Genomic DNA, 21398 nt, shown 5'->3' on the forward strand with positions numbered 1-21398 from the left:
GCCCCCCGTCGCCTCCATACACTGTGCGCCGTCGAAAAACATCCATTCTAGGAAAAACGAAGAGCGAACGAAGAGAGGAAGGACCGTATGGAGCTGACGAGGCGCGGGTTCCTCAAAGGGTCTGCGGTCTGCGGCGCGGCCGCGGCGGCGGGCATGTTCTCGACGGGAGGCTGGCTTGCCCCGGCGAAGGCCTACGCGGGCATCGGGCCGGCCGGAGCCGAGGCGTCGGGTGCGGGCGACGAGCGCACGGCCTGCACGTACCACCAGGGGCACTGCGGCGGCATGTGCCCGCTCAAGTGCACCGTGCGCGACGGCCGCCTGGTGAAGGTCGAGCCGAACGACTGCGTGGACGACCGCTACGAGACCATCTGCCTCAAGGGCATCTCGGAGGTGCAGCACATCTACGGCTCGCACCGCATCCAGACGCCTTTGCGGCGCGTGGGCGAGCGCGGCGCGAACGAGTTCGAGCCCATCAGCTGGGACGAGGCCTACGACGAGATCGTCGACAACCTCGCCCGGCTGCAGAAGGAGCACGGCCGCGACTGCGTCATGGTGGGGGCGACCACCGAGGCCAGCTTCCCGTTCCTCGCGCCCATGCTGGGCGCGCAGACCGGCGGCATGGGCGGCATCGACAACGGCACGGGCAACGGCCTGGACCCGGCCATCGGCCACGGCGGCGGATACGCCTACGCCACGGGCGAGGCGCGCGACTGGGTCAACGCCAACATGGTGCTCACCGTGGGCAGCAACTTCTGCGAGTCCACGCTGCCGCAGGTGCGCCTGTTCTTCGAGGCCAAGGAGGCCGGCGCGAAGATGATCACCGTCGACCCGCACTTCTCCACCACGGCGTCGAAGTCCGACGAGTGGATTCCCATCGCACCCGGCACCGATGCCGCGCTGTTCTTGGGCATGGCCAGCGCCATCGTCGACAACGGGTGGTGCGACGAGGAGTTCATGGCCGCCCACACCGCCTTCCCGTACCTGGTGAACGAGAAGACCGGCAAGCTGGTGCGCGACCACGCCGAGGATCCGACCGCCGATGAGCCGGAGACCGGCGAGCAGAACCCCTTCTTCGTGTGGGACAAGGCGGCGAACGCGCGCACGGCCTACACGGCCGCGACGCAACCGGCGCTCGAGGGCCGCTACACCGAGGGCGGCGCGACCTACGCCACCGTGTTCACCCTGTTCAAAGAGAACCAGAAGCCCCACACCCTCGCCTGGGCGTCCGAGAAGACGGGCATCCCGGCAGAGCGCATCGAGGAGCTCGCCCGCGCCTACGCGCAGGACGGCCCCGCGTCCATCGCGCTCGGGTGGGGCGGCAACGACAAGATGGCCAACGCCGACATCGCCGGCCACGCGGCCGCCGTGCTCGCCGCGCTCACGGGCAACATCTGCAAGCCCGGCGCGAACGTCGGCGTGTTCGTGGGCGGCGCGTGGAACGGCTACACCGGCAACCTCGCCAGCTGGGAGCTGCCCGAGGACCTGGCGTCCGCCGACGACGAGATGGCGGCCTACGACATGCGCACGAAGGCCAACAAGGTGCGCGCCTTCATCTGCTGCGGCGACTTCTTCCAGCAGCACTACGCCAACATGAACGTCACGACCGAGTGGGCGCGCGGCCTCGACTTCATCGTGTCCATCGACCCCTACTTCACCGAAGGCGCCAAGTGGGCCGACATCGTGCTGCCCGCGGCCACCCGCTTCGAGAACGAGGAGGAGGTGGGCAACCTGAAGGTGGGCTACAACCAGCTGGTGCTGCAGAACAAGGTCATCGAGCCGCTGTTCGAGGCGCGCACCGACTTCCGCATCCAGCGCGAGCTGGCCGAGCGCCTGGGCGTGGCCGACGCGCTGCCCAAGACCTCGCGGGAATGGGTGGACGCCATGCTGAGCGGTTCCGAGGACCCCTACACCAGCGCTCTCACCGTCGAGGCGATCAACGCCAACAACGGCGCCTACCCGCTCGAGGGCATCGAGAAGCCCCGCCAGGAGTTCCCCGACCTCGTGTTCGGCACGACGTCCGGCCGCATGGACGTGTACTACGACAACCTCGTGGACTTCGGCCAGGCGCTGCCCACCTACGAGGATCCGTCCGAGGCCTACGACGGCAACCCCGCGCGCGAGAGCTACCCGCTGCAGCTGGCGAACGTGCGCTCGCGCTTCCGCATCCACAACCAGTTCGCCGACGCCTCGTGGATCCAGCAGTACTACGAGCCCTACGTGGAGCTGAACCCCGCCGAGCTCGCCTCGCGCGGCATCGAGGCCGACGGCACGGTCGAGGTGTTCAACGACCGCGGCAGCTTCCAGTGCCGCGTGAAGGCGAACCCCGCCGTGCGGCCCGGCTCGGCGCGCATGATCGAGGGCGCCTCGGCCGACTACCTCGCGTCCGGCAACCTGCAGAGCGTGACGAACGACACCATGATCGAGCGCGGCTACGAGCTGGCCACGGGCCCGGTCATACCGTTCTCGGACACGCTCGTCCAAGTGAAGAAAGCCTAAGGGGGCAGCCATGACGAAACTGGCCATAGCCATCAACAAGGAGCGCTGCGTGGGGTGCCACACCTGCGCGAACGCCTGCAAGATGCAGAACAACGTGCCCATGGGCATGCTCTGGAACCGCATCCTCACCGAGGGCGTGGACACCATGGACGGCGCCGTGGGGGAGTACCCCAACCTCACGCGCACGTACCTGCCCGTGCAGTGCCAGCACTGCGAGAACGCGGCGTGCCTGAAGGTGTGCCCCACGGGCGCCACGTACAAGGACGAGAAGGGCCGCGTGGAGATCGACTACGACAAGTGCATCGGCTGCCGCATGTGCATGGCGGCCTGCCCCTTCAACGCCCGCGTGTTCAACTGGGACGAGCCCGTGCGCGACCCCGACGTCAACTACGGCGACGCGCGCGTGCCCGTGCGCAACAAGGGCGTCATGGAGAAGTGCACGCTGTGCAAGGAGCGCACCGACTCGGGCGACGTGCCCATGTGCGTGCGCGTGTGCCCGGCCCGCGCCCGCACGTTCGGCGATTTGGACGATCCCGAGAGCGACATCTCCAAGCTCGCCCGCGAGCGCGCCGTCGACGTCCACCATCTGCTGGAAGAGAAGGGCACCCGCCCGCAATTGTTCTACATCGGTTGACGGTTCCGCTGTTCTGTCGAACAGCGGAACAGCTCGACGCTGCGAGACGTCGAGGCACCCGATCTTGGCGCTTTTTCGCTTGCCCTCACGTGCGAAGCACGCTCGGCCGCGAAACGCGCCAATCTCGGGCACCTCAACGTCTCTCGCTGACTTTTCCGAACCAATGACAGGGAGGAAAACCCTTATGAATTTCTCGAATCTCAAGAACCTCTCGACCGGGTACAAGGTCGCCTTCGCCGTGCTGGCCGTGCTCGTGCTGGCCGGCGCGGGGGCGTACGTCTGGCAGTTCATGGGCGGCCTGGGCGTCACCGGCATGTCGAACGGCACGTCGTGGGGCCTCTACATCGCCTGCTTCATGTTCTTCGTCGGGCTCTCTGCCGGCGGCCTCATCGTGGCGTCGTCCGCGTCCATCTTCCACGTGAAGGAGTACAAGAAGGTGGCGCTGCCCGCCATCCTCGTGTCGCTCGTGTGCATCTGCATCGCCGGCGCGTTCGTGCTCATCGACCTGGGCGGCATCGTGCGCATACTGAACCTGTTCGCGTCGCCGAACTTCATGTCGCCGCTTCTGTGGGACATCTGCGTCATCACCACGTACCTCGTCATCAACCTCGTGTACCTGTACTTCATGACGTCGAAGAAGCCCGGCGCGCAGGACAAGGTGGCCGTCGTGAGCCGCTTCGCCCTGCCGGTGGCCATCCTCGTGCACTCCGTGACGGCGTGGATCTTCGGCCTGCAGATCGCGCGCGCCGGCTGGTACTCCACCATCATGGCGCCGCTGTTCGTGGCCTCGGCCATGGACTCGGGCCTGGCGCTTTTGCTGCTGGGGCTTTTGTGGATGAACCGCGCCAAGGTGTTCGCCACGTCGAAGAAGCTCATCGCGAACCTGGCGGGCCTTCTGGCCGTGTGCATCGCCGTGGACGGCTACATGGTGGGCTGCGAGATCCTGACGATGGCGTACCCGGGCACGGAGCACGGCATGGAAGAGCTCGCCGCGCTGTTCACGGGCGCCACCGCGCCGTTCTTCTGGACCGAGGTCGTCGTGGGCGTGCTCATCCCGTTCTGCATCCTCGTGTTCGCGAAGAACCGCCGCCGCATGGGACTCGTGGCGCTGGCGTCGGCCGGCGTGGTCGTGGGCGTGTTCTGCAAGCGCGTATGGCTCCTGTTCACCAGCTTCCTCTATCCGAACGTGGCGGGCGCGCCGGGGCTCATCACGGGATCGTCGTCCTCGCACGGGGCGGCCGGCATGGACGCCTGGGCCGTCACCAGCTCGTACGCGCCCACGCTGCCCGAGTTCATGATCGTGGTGGGCATGTTCGCGCTGGGCGTGCTGGCCTTCTTGGTGCTCACCAAGCTGTTCTTGAGCTACGACCCGGCTCCCGCACTGGCCGACGACGTGGCGGCGGGGCTGGCCCCGGCCGACGCGGCGCCGACGGTGGGCGGCGCTCCGGCGGCCGCAGGGTGCGCCCCTTCCGTCCCTGCGGGCAAAACGACCCCGGCGCCCGCGAAATGACGACCGTGCAAGGCGGGGCGCTCGAGTGCGCCGACGCGCCGAAGCGGTGGGAGCTGCTGGCGGAGCGGCTCGCGTTTCTGGGCAACAGCCTGCTCTCGCCCCTGACGGTCGAGACGGCGTTCGGGTTGGACGAGGCGTTTTGGGACGAGTTCGGCGCGGGGCTCGCGGCGTGCGGCGAGCCCGTCGCCGCCGGCGCCCCCGTCTGCGACGAGGCGACGAAGCGCGCTCTCGCGCGCATGAAGGCCCGCGTGCACGATCTCCGGGTTGCGAGCCCGGAGATCGATGCGGCCGTGAGGCGCGCGAACGTGGAGCACGCACGCCTCTTTATCGGCCCGCCCAAACCCGCCGCTCCACCGTGGGAGACGATGTACGCCCGCAGCGGGGAAGTGGGGGAGGTGGGCTTCGGCCGCGCCACCGTGGCCATGCAGGACCTGCTGCGCGAGGCCGGCCTGGAGCTGGCGGGCGGCAGCAACCAGTACGCCGACCATATGGGCATCGAGCTGCTCTACGCCGCCGAGCTCTGCCGCCGCATCTCCGCGCAGGCTTCCGCTTGCGAGGATCCGGGCTCCGCAAACAGGGCGACCGCTCATGTCGCGGGCGGGTCGGCTCGGGATGCGGTCCGCGACGGGGCCGAGGGAGAGCGCTGTGGAGCCGAGGCGCGCCTGCGCGCGTTCGCGCGCGAGCATCCCGCATCGTGGGCGACGGCGTTCCGCGAGCGCGTGGCCGAAAGCGCGCCGGACGGTTACTACTTGGGCATTGTGGAGGTGGCCGAGGCGCTCTGCGCCGCTATCGGGGACTCTCAGTAGGCTTCCCGTTCGTGCAGAAGACCCATCATGCGCGCCTCGCCGTCTTGCAGCTCGTACACGATGAGGAAGGGGGATACGACCGCCTTCCTCACGCCGTCTCCGTACTTGTCGATGACGGAGGCCGGAACGTTCGTGCTTCCGAGGGCGGGCATGTCGGCAACGAGCATGGCGACGTCGACGATTTCCTTTCGCTTCGAGGCGCGCCCCACCTTGGCGGCCACGTCCCGTTCGAACCCGTGGGTGAAAACAACCTTAGCCTTCTTCATCTGCCAGCCCCATCGACGAGCGCATGGCCTCGATAGCGCTTAAAGCCGCATCAGGGTCGGTGTGGTAACGGCCGGAGGCGACGTCGTCCCGTCCGCGGGCGAGCACCTCGTCGAGCCGCGCCGCATAGGCCGCTTCGCGGGCGGTTTGGTCGAGCGTGTTCAGGAACACCTCTTCCGAGCAGAAAACATAGGCTGCGGAGCCGTTTTCCGTGATGCGAACGATTCCCTCCTGGGCTGCTTGCTTAAGTTCTCCTTGTTTGCGCTGCATGGCCGACACCGGGTATATCTTCTCGAATTGCACCATGCTGTTCTCCTTGTCGCTTATTACGTCAAATATACAGTAAATAATACATCGAAAATTACGTATAAAGCAAGGGTATTCGCCATGCGTCTACATCCTTATGCAAGGCTTCCACCTCGCGTCCCATGTCAGGCTGCTTGTTTGCGACTTTCCGTTACCTTCTCGTTACCTTTTATGGTATTATTCCACTCGCATATTTCGCGGGACCTTCCCGCACCTACGTAATAGCTGGCGAGAAACGGAAAACGAACATGAAACGCAGTTCCCGCGCACTGTCGGCGGCGCTTGCCGTCGTCCTGGCGTCCTCGTTGTGCGCCGTCCCGGCCTACGCCGCAGACGGCGACGACCCGCAACCGGACGAGACCCAGGAAACCGCCGTTCCTTTCGAGGAGCCCGAGACGCCCGCGTTCCAGCCGGCGTCGCCGCCGTCTCCCGACGAGGAGGCCGCGCCAATCGATGACGAAGCCTCCACTGCCCCCGTGCACGCGGGTTCCGTGCGCGCGACGCTGGTCGAGGGCCGCACGGCCGTTCTCGACGCAGATGCAGGCGGCGAGACGGCGCCCTCCACTTCGTACGCCGTTCTGCTTGCGGGACCCGACGGCTACAACCGCACCGAGACGGTCGAGCTTTCCGCGGCGGATCCTCAGGGCACCGTGCGCTTCGACGATTTGGTCGACGGCGTCTACGAGCTCACGGTGAGCGCGCCCGGCTTCCTGTCCTACCGTCAACAGATCGAGGTCAAGGCCGATGCCGTGTCCCTGGAGCTGCGCACGGGCGATCTGTCTGTGAAAGAGAACGCGGCGCACCCCGGCTTGATGCTGTCCGGCGACGCGACGGGCGACGGCGTCGTCGACGAGTTCGACGCCGCGGCCATCGTCGACGTGCTCGAATCGTCCGCCTACGACCCCTCCTGCGACATGGACGGCGACGGCTCCGTCATGCTCGCCGACCTCCAGATAGCCGCCGCGAACATCGGCAACGCTTCGACCGAGGCCACGCTGACCCGTTCGGTTTCGGCTGCGGCGACCACGGCCTCTGCCGCCAAGGGCGCCGTTGTAGGCCACGGCGACGTGGTCGACGTGGTCAACGGTTCCGCGCCCGTTACGCTCGCGTCCGAAGCGGAGGTCCTTTCGAGCGAGCATCCCGTTGCGGTGGAGTTCGAACTCGCGCCCGTGAGCGGTGTCGCGCCGACCGTCGGCGGCATGACCGTCGCTGCGCCGAGCGGCAACGCCATCGAAGAGGGCTTCGTCGACTTCGTTTACCTAGAAGGCGACCAAGAGCTTACCGGGCAGGCGAGGATATCGTCGTCGCCGGTTCCGGCCGCTTTCTTCCGCTCGCGCGCGGCGGCTCCCACGGCAACGATCGGCAAGGACGGCACCATCGTCATCGATTTCGGCGGCCAGATCGCCGTGAAGAAGGTCACGCTCACCATCACCAAGACGTCCGGCGGCACCAACCTCGCCGAGATCTCCAAGGTCGAGTTCCTGAACGACATGGCCGAACGCATTCCCGAGCCCGATATGAGCGTGCCGGAGAACCTGCAGGCCGAGCCCGGCAGCAAGAAGTTCACCGTCTCGTGGGATAAGGCCGCCAACGTGACGGGCTACGAGCTCTCCATCAGCGCCAACGGCATGGAAGAGGTCAAGCGCACCACGGCCGTCTCGCTCACCGTCACCTCGTTCGGCGACAAGAAGATAACGAACGGCACCGAGTTCGCCGTCAAGGTGCGCTCCGTGAACGGCGAATGGCGCAGCCCGTGGTCGACCGAAGCCAAGGTAACGCCGAAAACCGCCAGCAAACCCGACGCGCCCGAGGGCCTCAAGGCGGTCGGCGCGTACCGCAGCCTGTCCGTCAGCTGGAAGAACATGGAAGACACCGACTCCTACAACCTGTTCTACCGCGAGAGGGCCGACGAGGGCGGCGCCTACACGAGGATCGACGGCATTGCATCGGCATCGTACCAGGTGACGGGCTTGAAAGACGACACCGAGTACCAGGTGTACGTGACGGGCGTCAACGAGATGGGCGAAAGCGGCGCGTCGCTTGCGGCGACGGCGCGCACCACGAACGTCAACCCGGCCCAGCTTCCCGAATACCGTCTGGTGAACGCGAGGGGCGTCGACGGCACCTACCTTTCGCACATCGTCTCGGCCACGTACGGCCGCGGTTCCATGGTGGACAGCCCGCTCGATGCCGCGAGCGGAACGGCCAAGAGCGCGCTCGGCCTGTTCGACGACAGCTACGGGTCGTACTTGCAGGTGAACGACTGGGACGAGGGCGGATACTACCCCGGATCGAACAAGGGCGTCACCGTGGAGTTCGACGAGTCGCAGACGCTCGGCATGATCTCGTTCGCCGAGGTGCAGGACGGCGTGCCGTTCGGCAAGGTCGACGTGAGCTACGTCGACGAGACCGGCGCGTGGAAAACGACGGACGCCACCGTGCAGATGCGCTTCGACGGAAACGGCCGCAAATACGCGCTGGCGAAGCTGGCCGCCCCCGTCACCGCCAAGAAGGTCAAGGTGGCAACCGGGCGCGCCTGGTGGGCGCCGAACGTCGTCATCGCCGAGATGCGCTTCCACGCCTACGACAGCCTTGAGGCCGACATCATGGCGCTCTACGCCGACGACCTGCACCTCGAGCTCAAAGACAGCGTGACCGCCGCGACTCTCGACGCGCTCCAGCGGCGCCTCGACACGCCCGACGAGACCAGCGGCGAGTTCCATCCGTACCGCACGGCGCTCCAAACCGAGCTCGATTCCGCCCGCAAGCTGCTGGCGACCGAGGGCCTCGAGGGCACGGTGCGCGTGCACAACGCCATCTCCGCCAAGCGCGACAGTTCGCGCAGCCTCGGCATCGGTGGCCTGAACGCCTGGCAGCCGCTGGGCGCGGCGGCCGCGGCGGGCGACGAGATCGTCGTCTACGCGGGCGCGCCGGGCAAGGCTACCGGCGCCAGCGCGCCGCTGCGGCTCGTGTTGTCGCAGCAGCATGCCGAAGGCGGCGCCACGAAGGTGCTCGCCACGCTCAAGGCGGGCCGCAACGAGGTGACCGTTCCGCAGCTCTCCACGCTCGACTTCGAGAAGGGCGGCCAGCTCTACGTGGAGTACACGGGCGACTCGAACGCCGACGACTGGGGCGTGCGCGTGAGCGGGGCCTCCGCGACGCCCTCCCTCGACCTGTACCAAGTGGACGACCCGGCCGAGCGCCTGGCGCGCGCGACGGCGTACGTCCAGGCGCTGGAAGCCTACGTGCCGCAGCTTCAGGCGCGCCACGACGAGGCGCACGCGGGCGGCGGCAACGCCGCCGTGAAGTACGCCTACGACGCGCAGAACTGCGTGTTGAACGCCACCGACGTCCTGCTCGACCAGATGATGTACTCGGTGCCCGCCCAGCAGATCCTCGCGGGCCTGGGCGAGGGCACCACGGACGCGCGGGCGCGGAAGCTGCTCAGCTCGCTCGACGCGATGGACCAGATGATGGAGCTGTTCTACCAGCGCAAGGGCCTCGCGAGCTCGTTCGCCGACGGCACGCCCGCCGCGGTGGTCACGGCGAACTCGCTGCCCTCGCAGCACCTGAACATCCGCTACACGCGCATGGGGGCGGGCGCCTTCATGTACGCGGCGGGCAACCACATCGGCATCGAATGGGGCTCGGTGCCGGGCCTCGCGAAGGCCAATCCGGCGGTGTTCGACGAGGGCGGCGCGAAGGTGTCCGGCAACCTGTTCGGCTGGGGCATCGCGCACGAGATCGGCCACAACATCAACCAGTCCCAGTACGCCTACGCCGAGGTGACGAACAACTACTTCGCGCAGCTGGCGCGCACCATCGACACGTACGGCTCCGAGGGAAGCCCCTACGGCTCGACCCGCTTCTCGTACGACGACGTGTACAAACGCGTGACCTCGGGCGACGAGGGTCGCGCGGGCAGCGTGTTCACCCAGCTGGCCATGTACTGGCAGCTCGCGCTGGCCTACGACCTGGGCGAGCCCTACCAGCTGTACGGCACCTACCAGGAGGCGTTCGACAACAACTTCTTCGCCCGCGTGGACGGCTACGCCCGGCGCCCGGGAACCGCGCCCGCGCCCGACGGCGTCGCGCTCGTCTTGGACAGCGGCGAGAGCCAGAACATCATGCGGCTGGCCAGCGCCGCAGCCGAGCGCGACCTCACGGAGTTCTTCGAGCGTTGGGGCATCGCGCCTGACGCGACCACGGCCGCGTACGTGGGGCAGTTCCCCGCCGAGAAGCGCGCGATCTGCTACGCGAACGACGACGCCCGCGGCTGGGCGCGCGCCCACGAAGACGCCGGCGCCGTGGCCGGAAAGGACGTCGTGGAGGCTTCGGCCGAGGCGAGCGGCAGCAAGGTCGCGCTGACGCTGGGCGCCGACGCTTCCGCAGGCGATTCCGTGCTCGGCTACGAGATCGCCCGCATCACCTACGCGGGCGGCCAGCCGCAGCGCGAGGTGGTGGGCTTCTCCACCGACGGCACGTACGAGGACGACGCCTCGTCGCTCGGCAACCGCGCCGTGGCCTACGAGGTGACGGCCGTGGACAAGTTCCTCAACCGCTCGGCGCCGACGACGCTCGACGCGGTGAAGCTCTCCGGCGACGGACTGCAGGACAAGGCCGGTTGGACGGTGGACACGAACATGGTCTCCGCGCAGGACGCGGCACCTCCCGCGACCGAGGACGACCCCGACGCGCCCGAGCCGCAGCCGGCTTCCGCGCTCGTCGTGGACGGCGACGCCGCCACCGCGTTCACGGGCGCGTCTGCCGAGGGCGACCCCTACCTGACCATCGACATGGGCAAATCGACGCCGGTGACGGCGGTGCGCTACACGCTCAAGGGCGAAGGCGCGGCGCTGGGGGCCTACCGCATAGAGACGAGCCTGGACGGCGCGGCCTACACCGCCATCAAGGAGGGGAGCTTGCAGCTGGGCGACGACGGCGCCGCCACGCTCTACTTCGACAACGGCGAGGATCCGTGGGTCTGCACCTACGACGCGCGCTACCTGCGCATCACGGGCACGGGCCAGGCGGGCAAGGAGCTGTCCGTCGGCGAGATCGATGTGTTCGGCCCCTCCGGCGACAACGTGGAGCTGCTCGAAGCCGACGGCGTTCCGGCCATCGGCATCCTCAAGAGCGACTTCGTGTACCAGCAGGCCGTGGAGGGCCAGGCCGCGCGGTCCATTCCGCAGGGGTCGCTCGTGTTCACCGGCTCGTACAAGGGCAACCCGGCCTACAACGTCGTGGTGCTCTACGACGCCGACGGCAACGTGGTGGGCGGTGCGGACGCCGACGGCAACCTGGTCGCGAGCCAGATCATCCTCGCGCCCGATCCGGGCGACGCGCTGCTCGGCGAGACGTCCGAGGGCCGTTGGGTGTACTGGATCGAGCCCGCGGCGCTCGGGAAGATGCAGCTGCCGAAGCAGGTGCGCGCCGAGCTCTACCGCGTGGACGACGCGCTGACGAACGAGGGCCAGCGCCTGACGAGCGACTCGCTGCTGGCGAGCGTGCCGGACGCGCTGCCCGACGTCGAGTTCAAAAGCGCCGCATCCGCCCCGAGCAACCACTAGCCCGCACCGCGAGAGGAACGGTTGGAGATATGACTGACACGATGAAGAAGCTTGCCGCGGGCGCGTTCGCGGCGCTCGCCCTCTGCCTTGCGCTGGCGCCGGGCATCGCCTGGGCCGACGTCGACCCCGAGGCCGTCCTTCAGAAGGTGGACGGTTCGGACGACGTGTCCGTGGCCATCGTCCTGCCCGACGGGGCGCGCGACCAGGTGAACGCGCTCCAGCTGGCGATCACCTTGAAGGGCGACAGCCTGGACGAAGTGAAAGCGGAGTTCGCCTTCGACGATTCCCTGAAGGGCGTTGCGGTCAAAGAGGCGCGCTACCGCCACGAAGGGGGAGAGGGCCGCCTCAACCTGTACCTGGCAGGCAACGTGGACTTGTTCGCAACCTCTCCGTTGAAGCTGGGCGCCGTTCACGTGACGGCGCCGGACGGCACGACGGTTCAGGTGGGTGCCGGCCAGCTGAGCGTGGTGAACGCCGCGCACGACGCGTCCACGCCCGAGCTGTACTTCTCCGAACCGGTGTCGGTCGAGGTGGGGGCGGGCGTCTCGCCGAATCCGCCCACGCCGCCCGCCGGCGACGACGATGCCGACAAAGGCGACGGGTCCGGCACGGGAAGCGGCACGGGCGACGGCTCGGGTTCGGGCGGCGACTCGGGATACGACGGCTCGGCGAACAGGAGTCCGGGAGCTCCGTCCGGCACCGACTCCCCGCTGGTTACCACGGGCGACAACCTCGCGACGACGCTGGTCGCCTGCGGCATGGCCGCCGTCGCCGCCGGCGCGCTCGTCGTCCTGGCGCGCCGCAAATCCCGACGCTAGCCAACCTGTCCGCGACGGATTCCGAACGGCGGACGGCTCCGGTGCGACCTTCCTCCCGTAAGGGGCGGCCTGCTGGCCGCCCCTTACGCAGACTTCCTTTTTCGGGGCGGACGGCACAGCGCCGCTTTCCGTCGCCCCGCGTCCCGCCAAATATGGGGAGATTGCGATTGGCCTGATGGCCGCACTAGGCAAGAGCCGCAGATTGTGGTATAAACATCAAAGCAAACGCGCACGAAGTGGGTGAGAGGTACGTGCGCACCATACTTTCGAAGCATGAGAAAGTGGGCCTGTTCCCGCTTTCTTTGTTTGTAGGGGGTCGGTTCGCCCTTCACCGCCAAGCGGGAGGGCGCTCGATCCCAGGGAAACGGCACGACGGCGCGCGGGAGAAGGCGCGCCGGGGCGAGAGGAGACGGACGTGCTCAGCAAGAAAGAACAGCAGCTGCTCGACGCGCTGGCTTCCCGTGCCGACGCGGAGGGCGTGGAGATCGTCACCGTGGAGGTGGTGGGCGCGAAGAAGGCCCCCACGATCCGCGTGTACATAGACACGCCCGACGGCGTGAGCTTCGACGAGCTCTCGGCGGCCCAGGCGTGGATCAACGAGATCATGGACGAGCTCGACCCATTCCCCGGCGCGTACACGCTGGAGGTTTCGTCGCCCGGCATCGACCGCCCGCTGCGCACGCCGGAGCACTTCGCCCGGTTCGCCGGCGAGACGGCCGTGGTGAAGACGGCGTCGCCGCAGGGCGGCCGCAGCGCCTTCACCGGCACCATCGTGCGCGTGGAAGGCGACGCGGTGGAGCTCGACGTCGACGGCGCGACGGTGCTCATCCCCGTATCCGACATCAAGCGCGCCCACCTTAAAGGCGCGATCGATTTCAGCTCATAGGAAAGGACTTCAGACGTGGCAACTTCAGAACTGATCGAGGCCTTGCAGGCGCTGGCCCACGAGCGCAAGATAGACGAGTTCTACCTCATCGAGCGCCTGGAGCAGTCGCTGGCCAAGAGCTACGAGCGCATCCTCGACCTCGAGTGGGACGCCCGCGTGACCATCGACCGCCAGACGGGGCACATCTACGTGTACGAGCTCGTGCCCGTGGGCGAGCCCGACGAGGAGACCGGCGAGTACAGCGAGTTCGAGGAGCGCGACGTCACGCCGGACGACGTGAGCCGCATCGCCGCGCAGAACGCGAAGGGCGTCATCGCCTCCATCGTGCGCGAGGCCGGCCGCCAGTCCATCTACGAGGAGTTCTCGGGCCGCGTGGGCGATCTGGTCACGGGCACGGTGCTGCAGGGCACGCCTGACTTCACCATCATCAAAATCCGCGACGGCGTGGAGGCGGAGCTTCCGCACTACGACCAGAAGCGCAACCCGAACGAGCGCAACGAGCGCCCGTCCAACGAGCACTACCGCCACAACCAGCGCCTGAAGGTGCTCATCATCGAGGTGCGCGATCCGAACTCCGACGCGCCCAAGATGCGCGGCGAGCAGGCCCGCCCGGCCATCGTCGTGTCGCGCACGCACCCGGACCTCATCCGCCGGCTGTTCGAGATCGAGGTGCCGGAGATCTACGACGGCATGGTGGAGATCAAGTCCATCGCCCGCGAGCCGGGCGCGCGCTCGAAGATCGCGGTATCCTCGCGCGAGGCGAACCTCGACCCGGTGGGCGCCTGCGTCGGGCCGAAGGGCAGCCGCGTGCGCATGGTGGTGGAGGAGCTGCGCAACGAGCGCGTGGACGTCATCCAGTGGCACGACGACCCCGGCACCTACGTGGCGAACGCACTTTCCCCCGCGAAGGTGACGAACGTCATCATCGACGAGGACAACCACTACGCCACCGTCATCGTCCCCGACGACCAGCTGTCGCTGGCCATCGGCAAAGAGGGCCAGAACGCCCGCTTGGCCGCGCGCCTCACGGGTTGGCACATCGACATCAAGAGCGCGTCGTTCGCCGGCGAGCCGATGGCCGCGGGCGACAACATGCTCATCGACGAGGACGTGGAAGCCGACGACGAGGCGGGTCTGTGCGCCTACGTCAGCGAGGACGGCGCCCGCTGCCGCAACCATGCCCGCCCGGGCAGCCGGTACTGCGGCGTGCACGCCGACCTCGACGGGGAATAGCGGCAAAGGGAAGCGAGCGAGGCGACGGATGGCGACGGAGACGAGCAAGCGGCAACGCAGCTGCATCGCATGCGGAAAGCTGGCCGGCAAGGCCGAGCTGCATCGCGTGGTGCGCACGCCGTCCGGCTCCGTGGCGTTCGACGATACCGGCCGCGCGCCGGGGCGGGGGGCGTACGTATGCTCCGAGGCGTGCTTCGCCGCCGCATGCAAGACCAGAAAGCTTGAGCGGGCGCTGAAGACGAAGCTCGATCACGATGAGTTGGAACGAATCGCAGCCGAGGTGTCTTCGGCGCTGCGCAAGGCGTAAAGGAAGAGGAGTGGTATATGGCCAGCATGCGCGTACATGAGTTGGCGAAGGAATTCGATATGACGAGCAAGGAGTTGCTCGACAAGCTGCACGAGATGAAGATACCCGCGAAGAGCCACGCGAGCATGCTCGCCGACGCCTACGTGACGAAGATCAGGAAGAACCTGGAGCCCGAGATCAAGCAGCGTGCGGGCCAGCTGGAGGACGAAGAGGCCCGCAAGCTCGCCGAAGAGCGCGCCGAGGCCGAAGCCAAGAAGGTCGAGGAGGAGCGCGCCCGCCGCGAAGCCGTGGAGCAGGAGCGCGCCGCCCGCGAGGCCGAGCGCGCCCGCCGCGAGGCCGCCGAGGCCGAGGCTTCCGAGGCCGGGCAGGCCGACGGGGCCGACAAGCCGGCCAAAGCTCCCGCTCCCTCGCCGTTCGAGAACCTGGCGAGCCAGATCGAGAGCGAGAAGGAGCGCGTGGCCCGCGAGGCCGCCGAAGCCCGCGCCCGCGCCCGCCAGGCCAAGGCCATGGCCGAGGTCGCGAAGAAGCAGGCCGTGGAGGAGGCGCTGCGCCAGCGCAGCGGCAAGAAGCAGAAGGGCTCGGCTTCGGCCTCCGCGCCTAAGCCCGCTCCGGTGATCGGCGCGAAGAAAGCCTCCGGCTTCGACTCGCTGCTGTCGCAGATCGAGGCCGAGAAGCAGCGCATCGAGGCGCAGAAGAAGCAGGGGGCCGCGGCTCCGGCCGGCGGCGCCAAGGACGCCGGCCGCAAGGGCGGCAAGCAGGAGCGCGGCCCGAAGAAGGGCAAGCGCGGCTCGTTCGAGCAGATCGTGCCCGAGCTCGAGTCGCAGCAGCAGCCTTCCGGCGAAGACCGCTACGCCCAGATGGCCGTGCAGGCCGAGAAGCTGCAGCGCGACAAGGTGCTGGCCGAGGCCCGCGCCGCCGTAGCCGCCGCCACGTCCCACGAGGGCGAGGGGCGCCGCAAGAAGCGCAAGGAGAAGCGCGAGGCCGAGAACCGCGAGCGCCTCGAACTCGAGGCCATCGAGAAGGGCCTCGACCCCACGCTCGTGCTGGACGACTCCGTCGTGGAGATCCCCCAAGGCGCGACCGTAGCGAAGTTCGCCGAGCTTCTGGGCGTGCAGCCCAACGACATCATCAAGCGCCTGTTCATGCTGGGCCAGGTGCTCACGCTCACGCAATCCATGGGCGACGATTTGGTGGAGCTCATCGCCGACGACATGGGGCGCAAGGTGCGCGTCGTGTCGCCCGAGGAGGAGTACGCGGTCGTGTACCACGACAAGGACGAGGACCTCGTGTCCCGCCCGCCCGTGGTCACCGTCATGGGCCACGTCGACCACGGCAAGACGTCGCTTCTGGACGCCATCCGCGACACGGGCGTCGTGGCCAGCGAGGCCGGCGGCATCACCCAGCACATCGGCGCGTCGGTCGTGGAGATCGACGGCAAGCAGATCACGTTCATCGACACGCCGGGCCACGAGGCGTTCACGGCCATGCGTGCCCGCGGCGCCCTCATCACCGACGTCATCGTGCTGGTGGTGGCCGCCGACGACGGCGTCATGCCGCAGACCGTCGAGGCCATCAACCACGCGAAGGCGGCCAACGTGCCCATCGTGGTGGCGGTGAACAAGATAGACAAGCCGGGCGCGAACCCCGACCGCGTGCGCCAGGAGCTCACCGAGTACGGCGTCATCCCCGAGGAGTGGGGCGGCTCGAACATGTTCGTGGAGGTGTCGGCCAAGCAGCGCCTGCACATCGACGACGTGCTGGAGACCATCATCCTGCAGGCCGACGTGCTCGAGCTCAAGGCCAACCCCAACGCCGAGGCCTCCGGCTTCGTCATCGAGGCGAACCTCGACAAGGGCCGCGGCCCCGTGGCCACCGTGCTCGTGCAGCGCGGAACCATGCACCCCGGCGACATCGTGGTGGCCGGCACGTCCTACGGACGCGTGCGCGCCCTGGTGGACCCGCGCGGCAAGCACGTCGATGCCGCGCTGCCCGCCGACCCGGTCGAGATCCTGGGCCTGAACAGCGTGCCCACGGCCGGCGACGAGTTCCGCGTGTTCGAGGACGAGCGCGACGCCCGCAAGCTCGCCGAGGAGCGTGCGCTGCGCGCCCGTTTGGCCGAGCAGGAGACGAAGTCGCACGTGAGCCTGGACGACCTGTTCAGCCGCATCGAAGAGGGCAAGCAGACCGACCTCAACCTCATTGTGAAGGCCGACGTGCAGGGCTCCATCGAGGCTTTGCGCGACGCCTTCGAGAAGATGGACCAGTCCGAGGTGCGCATCAACATCGTGCACTCGGCCGTGGGCGGCATCACCGAGACCGACGTCACGCTGGCAAGCGCCTCCGACGCCATCATCATCGGCTTCAACGTGCGCCCCACCGGCAAATCGAAGACCCAGGCCGAGAAGGAGAAGGTGGACATCCGCCTGTACCGCGTCATCTACCAGGCCATCGAGGAGATCAACGCCGCGCGCGTGGGCCTGCTGTCTCCCGACATCGTGGAAGAGGACACCGGCATCGCCGAGGTGCGCGAGACGTTCAAGGTGCCGAAGGTGGGCACCGTCGCCGGCTGCTACATCACGGAGGGCGAGATCAACCGCGACGACAAGGTGCGCATCGTGCGCGACGGCACCGTGATCTTCGAGGGCGTGATGGAGTCGCTGCGCCGCTTCAAGGACGACGTGAAGACCGTGAAGCAGGGTTACGAGTGCGGCATCGGCATCCACGGCTACCAGGACCTGAAGGTGGGGGACACCATCGAGGGCTATGTGGTGAAGGAAGTCGAGCGCACCGAGTAATTGGGAGCGTAACGCGGGTTGGAGGGTTCGAGCTCTCCAACCCGGCCCGCAACAGGGGGCGGCGCAATGTCCAGTCGCTCGGCAGTCCTGGCTCGCGCGAAACGTCCGCCGGACGTTTCGGCTCGTGCGGAACTCGCTTGGTGGACACTGCACCGCCCCCTGTTGCTATAGAAACTGTATGGCTACCGTTCGTCCAGGCGCGTTTTCTGATTTCTGGAGTGCGGTAATCTACGAAAGTAGCCCTCTCTTTAAATGAGGGGAAACCGCAGGGGCGATTCTCCGATCGCCCGGTCCGGCGAAGCCGGATAATGGCGTCCTACCGGCAACGATTAAGGAGGCGGCATCATGAAGCAGGGTTCTTCCAACCGCAAGGTCAACGAGCAGGCGCGCGAGGTCATCGCGAGCATCCTGCTGTTCGAGATATCCGATCCGCGCTTGGAGCTCGTGACCGTCACGGGCTGCGAGGTCAGCTACGACCGCAGCGTGTGCAACGTGTTCTACACGACCGAGCCCGAGCGCTACGACGACGTGGCGGCCGCCTTCCAGAAGGCGGCGGGGCGCATCCGCTCGCTCATGGCGCGGAAGCTCTCGTGGCGCGTGGCGCCCGAGCTGCGCTTCCTGCTGGACCAGAGCGTCGACCAGGCCGAGCGCATCGCCACCGCGCTCGCGGCCGACGCGCGCCGCAGCGCCGTGACGGAGCCGACGGACGCCGACGTGCCGGCCGACGCCGACGCCTTCGCCGAGCGCGAGGCGCTCGAACAGGAGCGCGCCGAGGACGGGGAGGGCGCATGAGCGTCACGCCCCAAACGAACACGACCCTGCCCGACCTGGCCGCCGCGCTGATCGAGCGCGACGACTTCGTCATCTGCGGGCACGTGAGCCCCGACGGGGATTGCATCGGCTCTCAACTCGGGCTCATGCACGCGCTGCGGTCGCTCGGCAAGCGGGCCGTGTGCCTGCTGGCGAAAGACGAGCCCATCGACGTGCGTCTGGCGTTCCTGCCGGGCGCCGACGAGCTCGCGCCAGCCGCGTCCTACGCGGGCCCTGCCGCCACGTTCGTGGCGGTGGACGTGCCCATGCGCGATAGGATGAACTCCGCTGCCGCGCGCCTTCTGGACGCGTGCGACTTCTCGGTCACCATCGACCACCACGCGTTCGACGAGCGCATGAGCGACCTCGCCTACGTCGATCCGGACACCGCGGCCACGACGATGCTCGTATGGGAGCTCGCCGGCCTCATGGGCGCCGAGCGCGGCCCCGAGCTCGCCACGTGCTGCTACACGGGCCTCGTCACCGACACGGGGCGCTTCCAATACCAGAACACCGATGCCGCCGCGCTCGCGGCGGGCGCCGCCATGGTGGAGGCGGGGGCCGACCCCGCAGCCGTCGCGCGGCACATCTTCCAGAACCGCTCGCTCCCTTCGGTGAGGCTCGAAGCGCTGGCCGTCGAGCGCATGCGCTTCGGCGCCGGCGGGGCCTACGCGCTCAGCTGGGTGGAGCGCGCCGACTTCGAGGCCACGGGGGCCGTCAAGGCCGACGCCGAGCCCATCATCGACGCGCTGCGCTCCCTGCGAGGCGTGCGCGTGGCGTGCATGCTGCGCGACCAGGGCGACTCGGTGCGCGGCAGCTTCCGCGCGAAGGACGGCACGGACGTGGCGGCGCTCGCGCGCACGATGGGCGGCGGCGGCCACAAGGCCGCGGCCGGCTTCACCTTGTCGGGATCCGTGGACGCGGCGGTGGAGCGCGTGGGCGCGCTTTTGGACGACGCGCTGAAGACGGGGGAGCGCGAGGCGTGAAACGAGGCACTTCGGGGCTCTCCCTGGTCGTAGGGGTCAACAAGCCCGCGGGCATGAGCTCGCACGACGTGGTCAACCGCTGCCGGCGCATCTTCGACGAGCGGCGCGTGGGGCACACGGGCACGCTCGACCCCATGGCCACGGGCGTGCTGCCCATCTGCGTGGGGCCGGCCACGCGCCTGGACGCCTACCTCGTGGGACATGACAAACGCTACCGCGTGCGCATCGCGCTCGGCGCGGCAACCACCACCGACGACGCCGAAGGGGAGGTTGTGCGCACGGGCGACGTGCCCGAGCGCGTGCTGGACCCTTCCTTCGCCGCTTCGTTCGCAGAGGGCCTCGCGGGCGCGCGCAAGCAGCTGCCGCCCGCGTACTCGGCCATCAAGGTGAACGGCAAGAAGGCGTGCGACGAGGCGCGCCGGGGCACCATCATCGACCTGGCGCCGCGCGACATCGTGGTTCACGAGGCGCGCCTTCTGGCGGTGCACGAGGCGGGCGACGGTTGCGAGCTGCCCTCGTGGGACGTGGAGTTCCACGTGTCGAAGGGCACCTACATCCGCGCGCTCGCCCGCGACGCGGGCGTGGCGCTGGGATGCCCCGCGCACGTGGCGGCGCTCGAGCGCACGCAGCTGGGCCTGCTGCGCCTGGAGGAGTGCGTCACGCTGGAGACGCTGGCCGAAGCGAAGGACCGCGCGGCGCTCGACCCGGTGCGCCTGCTGGGGACGCGCTTCGTCTTCGCCGACGAGGGGTTGGCGCAAACCGTGCGCAACGGAGGCGCGCTTCCCGGCTCCACCGCGCTGTTCGAGCGTCGGCGAAGCACGATGGAAGCCGAGCTGTGCGCCTGCACGGCGGGCGTTCGCGAGAGCTGCGAGGGACCGCGCGCCGACGAGGTCGTGGCCGTGATAGCGGAGAACAAGCTCGTGGCGCTGTACGCTTACGACGAGGGCCGCGCCGCCTACCGGGCGCGGTGCGTGTTTCAGACGGGGGTGTCTCGTGGCAGAGATCTATGAGGTGGGGGAAGGCTTCGACCACGCGTTCTTCGAAGGCACGTCGTGCGCGTTCGGCGTGTTCGACGGCGTGCACGCCGGGCACCGGTACCTGCTGGCGCAGGCGCGGGAGACGGCGCGGCGGAGCGGGGGCGAAAGCGTCGCGCTCACGTTCGACATCGACCCCGACGAGGTGTTCCACCCCGATCGCCTGAAGAAGCTCATGACGAACGAGGAGCGCCTGGCCATGCTCGCGTCCACCGGCGTGGACGCCGTGGTCGTGCTGCCGTTCACGCACGCGTTCGCGGCGCTCTCCCCCGAGGAGTTCCTCGAGGCCACGTTCGACGGCACGGCCCCGGCGTATCTGCACGTGGGGTACGACTTCAAGTTCGGCGCGCGCGCGGCGGGCACCGTGCGCGAGTTGGAGGCGTGGGGCGGAACCGCCGGCACGCGCGTGGTGCCGCACGACCTCAAGGGCGCCGATGGAGCCCCTATCACGGCAACGCGCATCCGCCTTCTTTTGGCCGACGGCGACATCGAAGAGGCGAACCGCCTGCTCGAGCGCCCGTACTTCATCACGGGCACGGTGGAGCCGGGCCGCGGCGAAGGGGCCGACATGGGTTTCCGCACGGCGAACCTCGCGGTGGGCGACCAGCTGCGCGCGCTGGGAGACGGCGTGTACGCCGCTTGGGCCGACGTGGACGGCGCGCGCTACAAGGCCGCCGTGAACGTGGGCGTGGCGGCGACGTTCGCCGACCGCGCCACGGCCACCTGCGAAGTGCATTTGCTGGATTTCGACGGCGACCTCTACGGTCATCCCGTGAAGGTGGAGTTCCTGCACTGGCTGCGTCCCATGCGCAAGTTCGACGACGTGGAAGAGCTCGTCGCCACCGTCAAGGGCAACATCCAGTGGGTGCGGGACAACCTGTAGGGCAACGGCTCTGACCTTGCCGCTCGGGAGAGTCCTCCTCATCCAAGCGGCTCATCGCCG

At 68.4% G+C, this 21398-nt stretch carries 16 protein-coding genes; 14 read left to right on the forward strand and 2 right to left on the reverse strand.

What is annotated here, in order from left to right; all coding sequences use genetic code 11:
- Positions 1–87 precede the first annotated feature (87 nt).
- The 4 genes from C1878_RS07660 to C1878_RS07675 all read left to right on the forward strand — a co-directional run bounded on the left by C1878_RS07660 (position 88) and on the right by C1878_RS07675 (position 5446).
- Positions 88–2496, forward strand: a complete 2409-nt coding sequence (locus tag C1878_RS07660; protein WP_114601034.1) for a molybdopterin-dependent oxidoreductase — start codon at positions 88–90, stop codon at positions 2494–2496.
- 10 nt (positions 2497–2506) lie between these two features.
- Positions 2507–3130 (forward strand): 4Fe-4S dicluster domain-containing protein, encoded by a 624-nt coding sequence (locus tag C1878_RS07665; RefSeq protein ID WP_080143244.1) that lies wholly within the window; start codon positions 2507–2509, stop codon positions 3128–3130.
- Between the two features lie 184 nt (positions 3131–3314).
- Complete coding sequence (nrfD, locus tag C1878_RS07670) at positions 3315–4640, forward strand: NrfD/PsrC family molybdoenzyme membrane anchor subunit (protein WP_114601035.1); 1326 nt, start codon at positions 3315–3317, stop codon at positions 4638–4640.
- Entirely contained in the window at positions 4637–5446 is an 810-nt protein-coding gene (locus C1878_RS07675) for a molecular chaperone (RefSeq protein WP_114601036.1), read from the forward strand. The genes nrfD and C1878_RS07675 overlap by 4 nt, the downstream gene beginning before the upstream one ends.
- On the opposite strand, the gene C1878_RS07680 is transcribed toward C1878_RS07675, so the two are convergent.
- Positions 5440–5712 carry a type II toxin-antitoxin system RelE/ParE family toxin gene (locus C1878_RS07680; RefSeq protein ID WP_080143242.1) on the reverse strand — a complete coding sequence of 91 codons (273 nt, stop codon included), beginning with the start codon at positions 5710–5712 and terminating at the stop codon, positions 5440–5442. The two genes, C1878_RS07675 and C1878_RS07680, sit on opposite strands and share 7 nt — an antisense overlap.
- A complete protein-coding gene (locus C1878_RS07685; RefSeq protein WP_199519306.1) occupies positions 5699–6016 on the reverse strand; it encodes a hypothetical protein in 318 nt (105 codons plus the stop codon). The genes C1878_RS07680 and C1878_RS07685 overlap by 14 nt, the downstream gene beginning before the upstream one ends.
- A 248-nt stretch (positions 6017–6264) precedes the next feature.
- Between C1878_RS07685 and C1878_RS07690 the strand changes: the two genes are divergently transcribed.
- The 10 genes from C1878_RS07690 to ribF all read left to right on the forward strand — a co-directional run bounded on the left by C1878_RS07690 (position 6265) and on the right by ribF (position 21338).
- Positions 6265–11586 (forward strand): fibronectin type III domain-containing protein, encoded by a 5322-nt coding sequence (locus C1878_RS07690; protein ID WP_114601037.1) that lies wholly within the window; start codon positions 6265–6267, stop codon positions 11584–11586.
- A gap of 29 nt (positions 11587–11615) precedes the next feature.
- A complete protein-coding gene (locus C1878_RS07695) occupies positions 11616–12404 on the forward strand; it encodes a hypothetical protein (protein ID WP_114601038.1) in 789 nt (262 codons plus the stop codon).
- A gap of 415 nt (positions 12405–12819) precedes the next feature.
- Positions 12820–13290, forward strand: coding sequence for a ribosome maturation factor RimP (gene rimP / locus C1878_RS07700; protein ID WP_114601039.1), 471 nt, complete (start codon positions 12820–12822; stop codon positions 13288–13290).
- A 15-nt stretch (positions 13291–13305) separates the two neighbouring features.
- A complete protein-coding gene (gene nusA / locus C1878_RS07705) occupies positions 13306–14523 on the forward strand; it encodes a transcription termination factor NusA (RefSeq protein ID WP_114601040.1) in 1218 nt (405 codons plus the stop codon).
- Between the two features lie 28 nt (positions 14524–14551).
- Positions 14552–14830, forward strand: a complete 279-nt coding sequence (rnpM, locus tag C1878_RS07710; RefSeq protein WP_114601041.1) for an RNase P modulator RnpM — start codon at positions 14552–14554, stop codon at positions 14828–14830.
- A 17-nt stretch (positions 14831–14847) separates the two neighbouring features.
- On the forward strand, positions 14848–17625 hold the full coding sequence (infB, locus tag C1878_RS07715) for a translation initiation factor IF-2 (protein WP_114601042.1): 2778 nt from the start codon (positions 14848–14850) through the stop codon (positions 17623–17625).
- Between the two features lie 345 nt (positions 17626–17970).
- Positions 17971–18417 (forward strand): 30S ribosome-binding factor RbfA, encoded by a 447-nt coding sequence (rbfA, locus tag C1878_RS07720; protein ID WP_114601043.1) that lies wholly within the window; start codon positions 17971–17973, stop codon positions 18415–18417.
- Positions 18414–19421, forward strand: coding sequence for a bifunctional oligoribonuclease/PAP phosphatase NrnA (locus tag C1878_RS16870; protein ID WP_114601044.1), 1008 nt, complete (start codon positions 18414–18416; stop codon positions 19419–19421). Before rbfA ends, C1878_RS16870 begins: the two co-directional genes overlap by 4 nt.
- Positions 19418–20431, forward strand: coding sequence for a tRNA pseudouridine(55) synthase TruB (truB, locus tag C1878_RS16875; RefSeq protein WP_241963654.1), 1014 nt, complete (start codon positions 19418–19420; stop codon positions 20429–20431). The genes C1878_RS16870 and truB overlap by 4 nt, the downstream gene beginning before the upstream one ends.
- On the forward strand, positions 20415–21338 hold the full coding sequence (gene ribF, locus C1878_RS07735) for a riboflavin biosynthesis protein RibF (RefSeq protein WP_114601045.1): 924 nt from the start codon (positions 20415–20417) through the stop codon (positions 21336–21338). The genes truB and ribF overlap by 17 nt, the downstream gene beginning before the upstream one ends.
- The last annotated feature ends 60 nt before the right edge of the window (positions 21339–21398 follow it).

Origin of the sequence: Gordonibacter sp. 28C (assembly GCF_003339845.1) — a bacterium.
Lineage (GTDB): Bacteria > Actinomycetota > Coriobacteriia > Coriobacteriales > Eggerthellaceae > Gordonibacter.

Excerpts from the sequence above, each read along its gene's own strand:
- infB (WP_114601042.1), top strand. The coding sequence starts at position 14,848 with ATGGCCAGCATGCGCGTACATGAGTTGGCGAAGGAATTCGATATGACG.
- C1878_RS07690 (WP_114601037.1), top strand. The coding sequence starts at position 6,265 with ATGAAACGCAGTTCCCGCGCACTGTCGGCGGCGCTTGCCGTCGTCCTG.
- C1878_RS07675 (WP_114601036.1), top strand. The coding sequence starts at position 4,637 with ATGACGACCGTGCAAGGCGGGGCGCTCGAGTGCGCCGACGCGCCGAAG.
- C1878_RS07685 (WP_199519306.1), bottom strand. The coding sequence starts at position 6,016 with ATGGTGCAATTCGAGAAGATATACCCGGTGTCGGCCATGCAGCGCAAA.
- C1878_RS07665 (WP_080143244.1), top strand. The coding sequence starts at position 2,507 with ATGACGAAACTGGCCATAGCCATCAACAAGGAGCGCTGCGTGGGGTGC.
- rbfA (WP_114601043.1), top strand. The coding sequence starts at position 17,971 with ATGAAGCAGGGTTCTTCCAACCGCAAGGTCAACGAGCAGGCGCGCGAG.
- C1878_RS16870 (WP_114601044.1), top strand. The coding sequence starts at position 18,414 with ATGAGCGTCACGCCCCAAACGAACACGACCCTGCCCGACCTGGCCGCC.
- rnpM (WP_114601041.1), top strand. The coding sequence starts at position 14,552 with ATGGCGACGGAGACGAGCAAGCGGCAACGCAGCTGCATCGCATGCGGA.
- nrfD (WP_114601035.1), top strand. The coding sequence starts at position 3,315 with ATGAATTTCTCGAATCTCAAGAACCTCTCGACCGGGTACAAGGTCGCC.
- C1878_RS07680 (WP_080143242.1), bottom strand. The coding sequence starts at position 5,712 with ATGAAGAAGGCTAAGGTTGTTTTCACCCACGGGTTCGAACGGGACGTG.
- C1878_RS07695 (WP_114601038.1), top strand. The coding sequence starts at position 11,616 with ATGACTGACACGATGAAGAAGCTTGCCGCGGGCGCGTTCGCGGCGCTC.
- C1878_RS07660 (WP_114601034.1), top strand. The coding sequence starts at position 88 with ATGGAGCTGACGAGGCGCGGGTTCCTCAAAGGGTCTGCGGTCTGCGGC.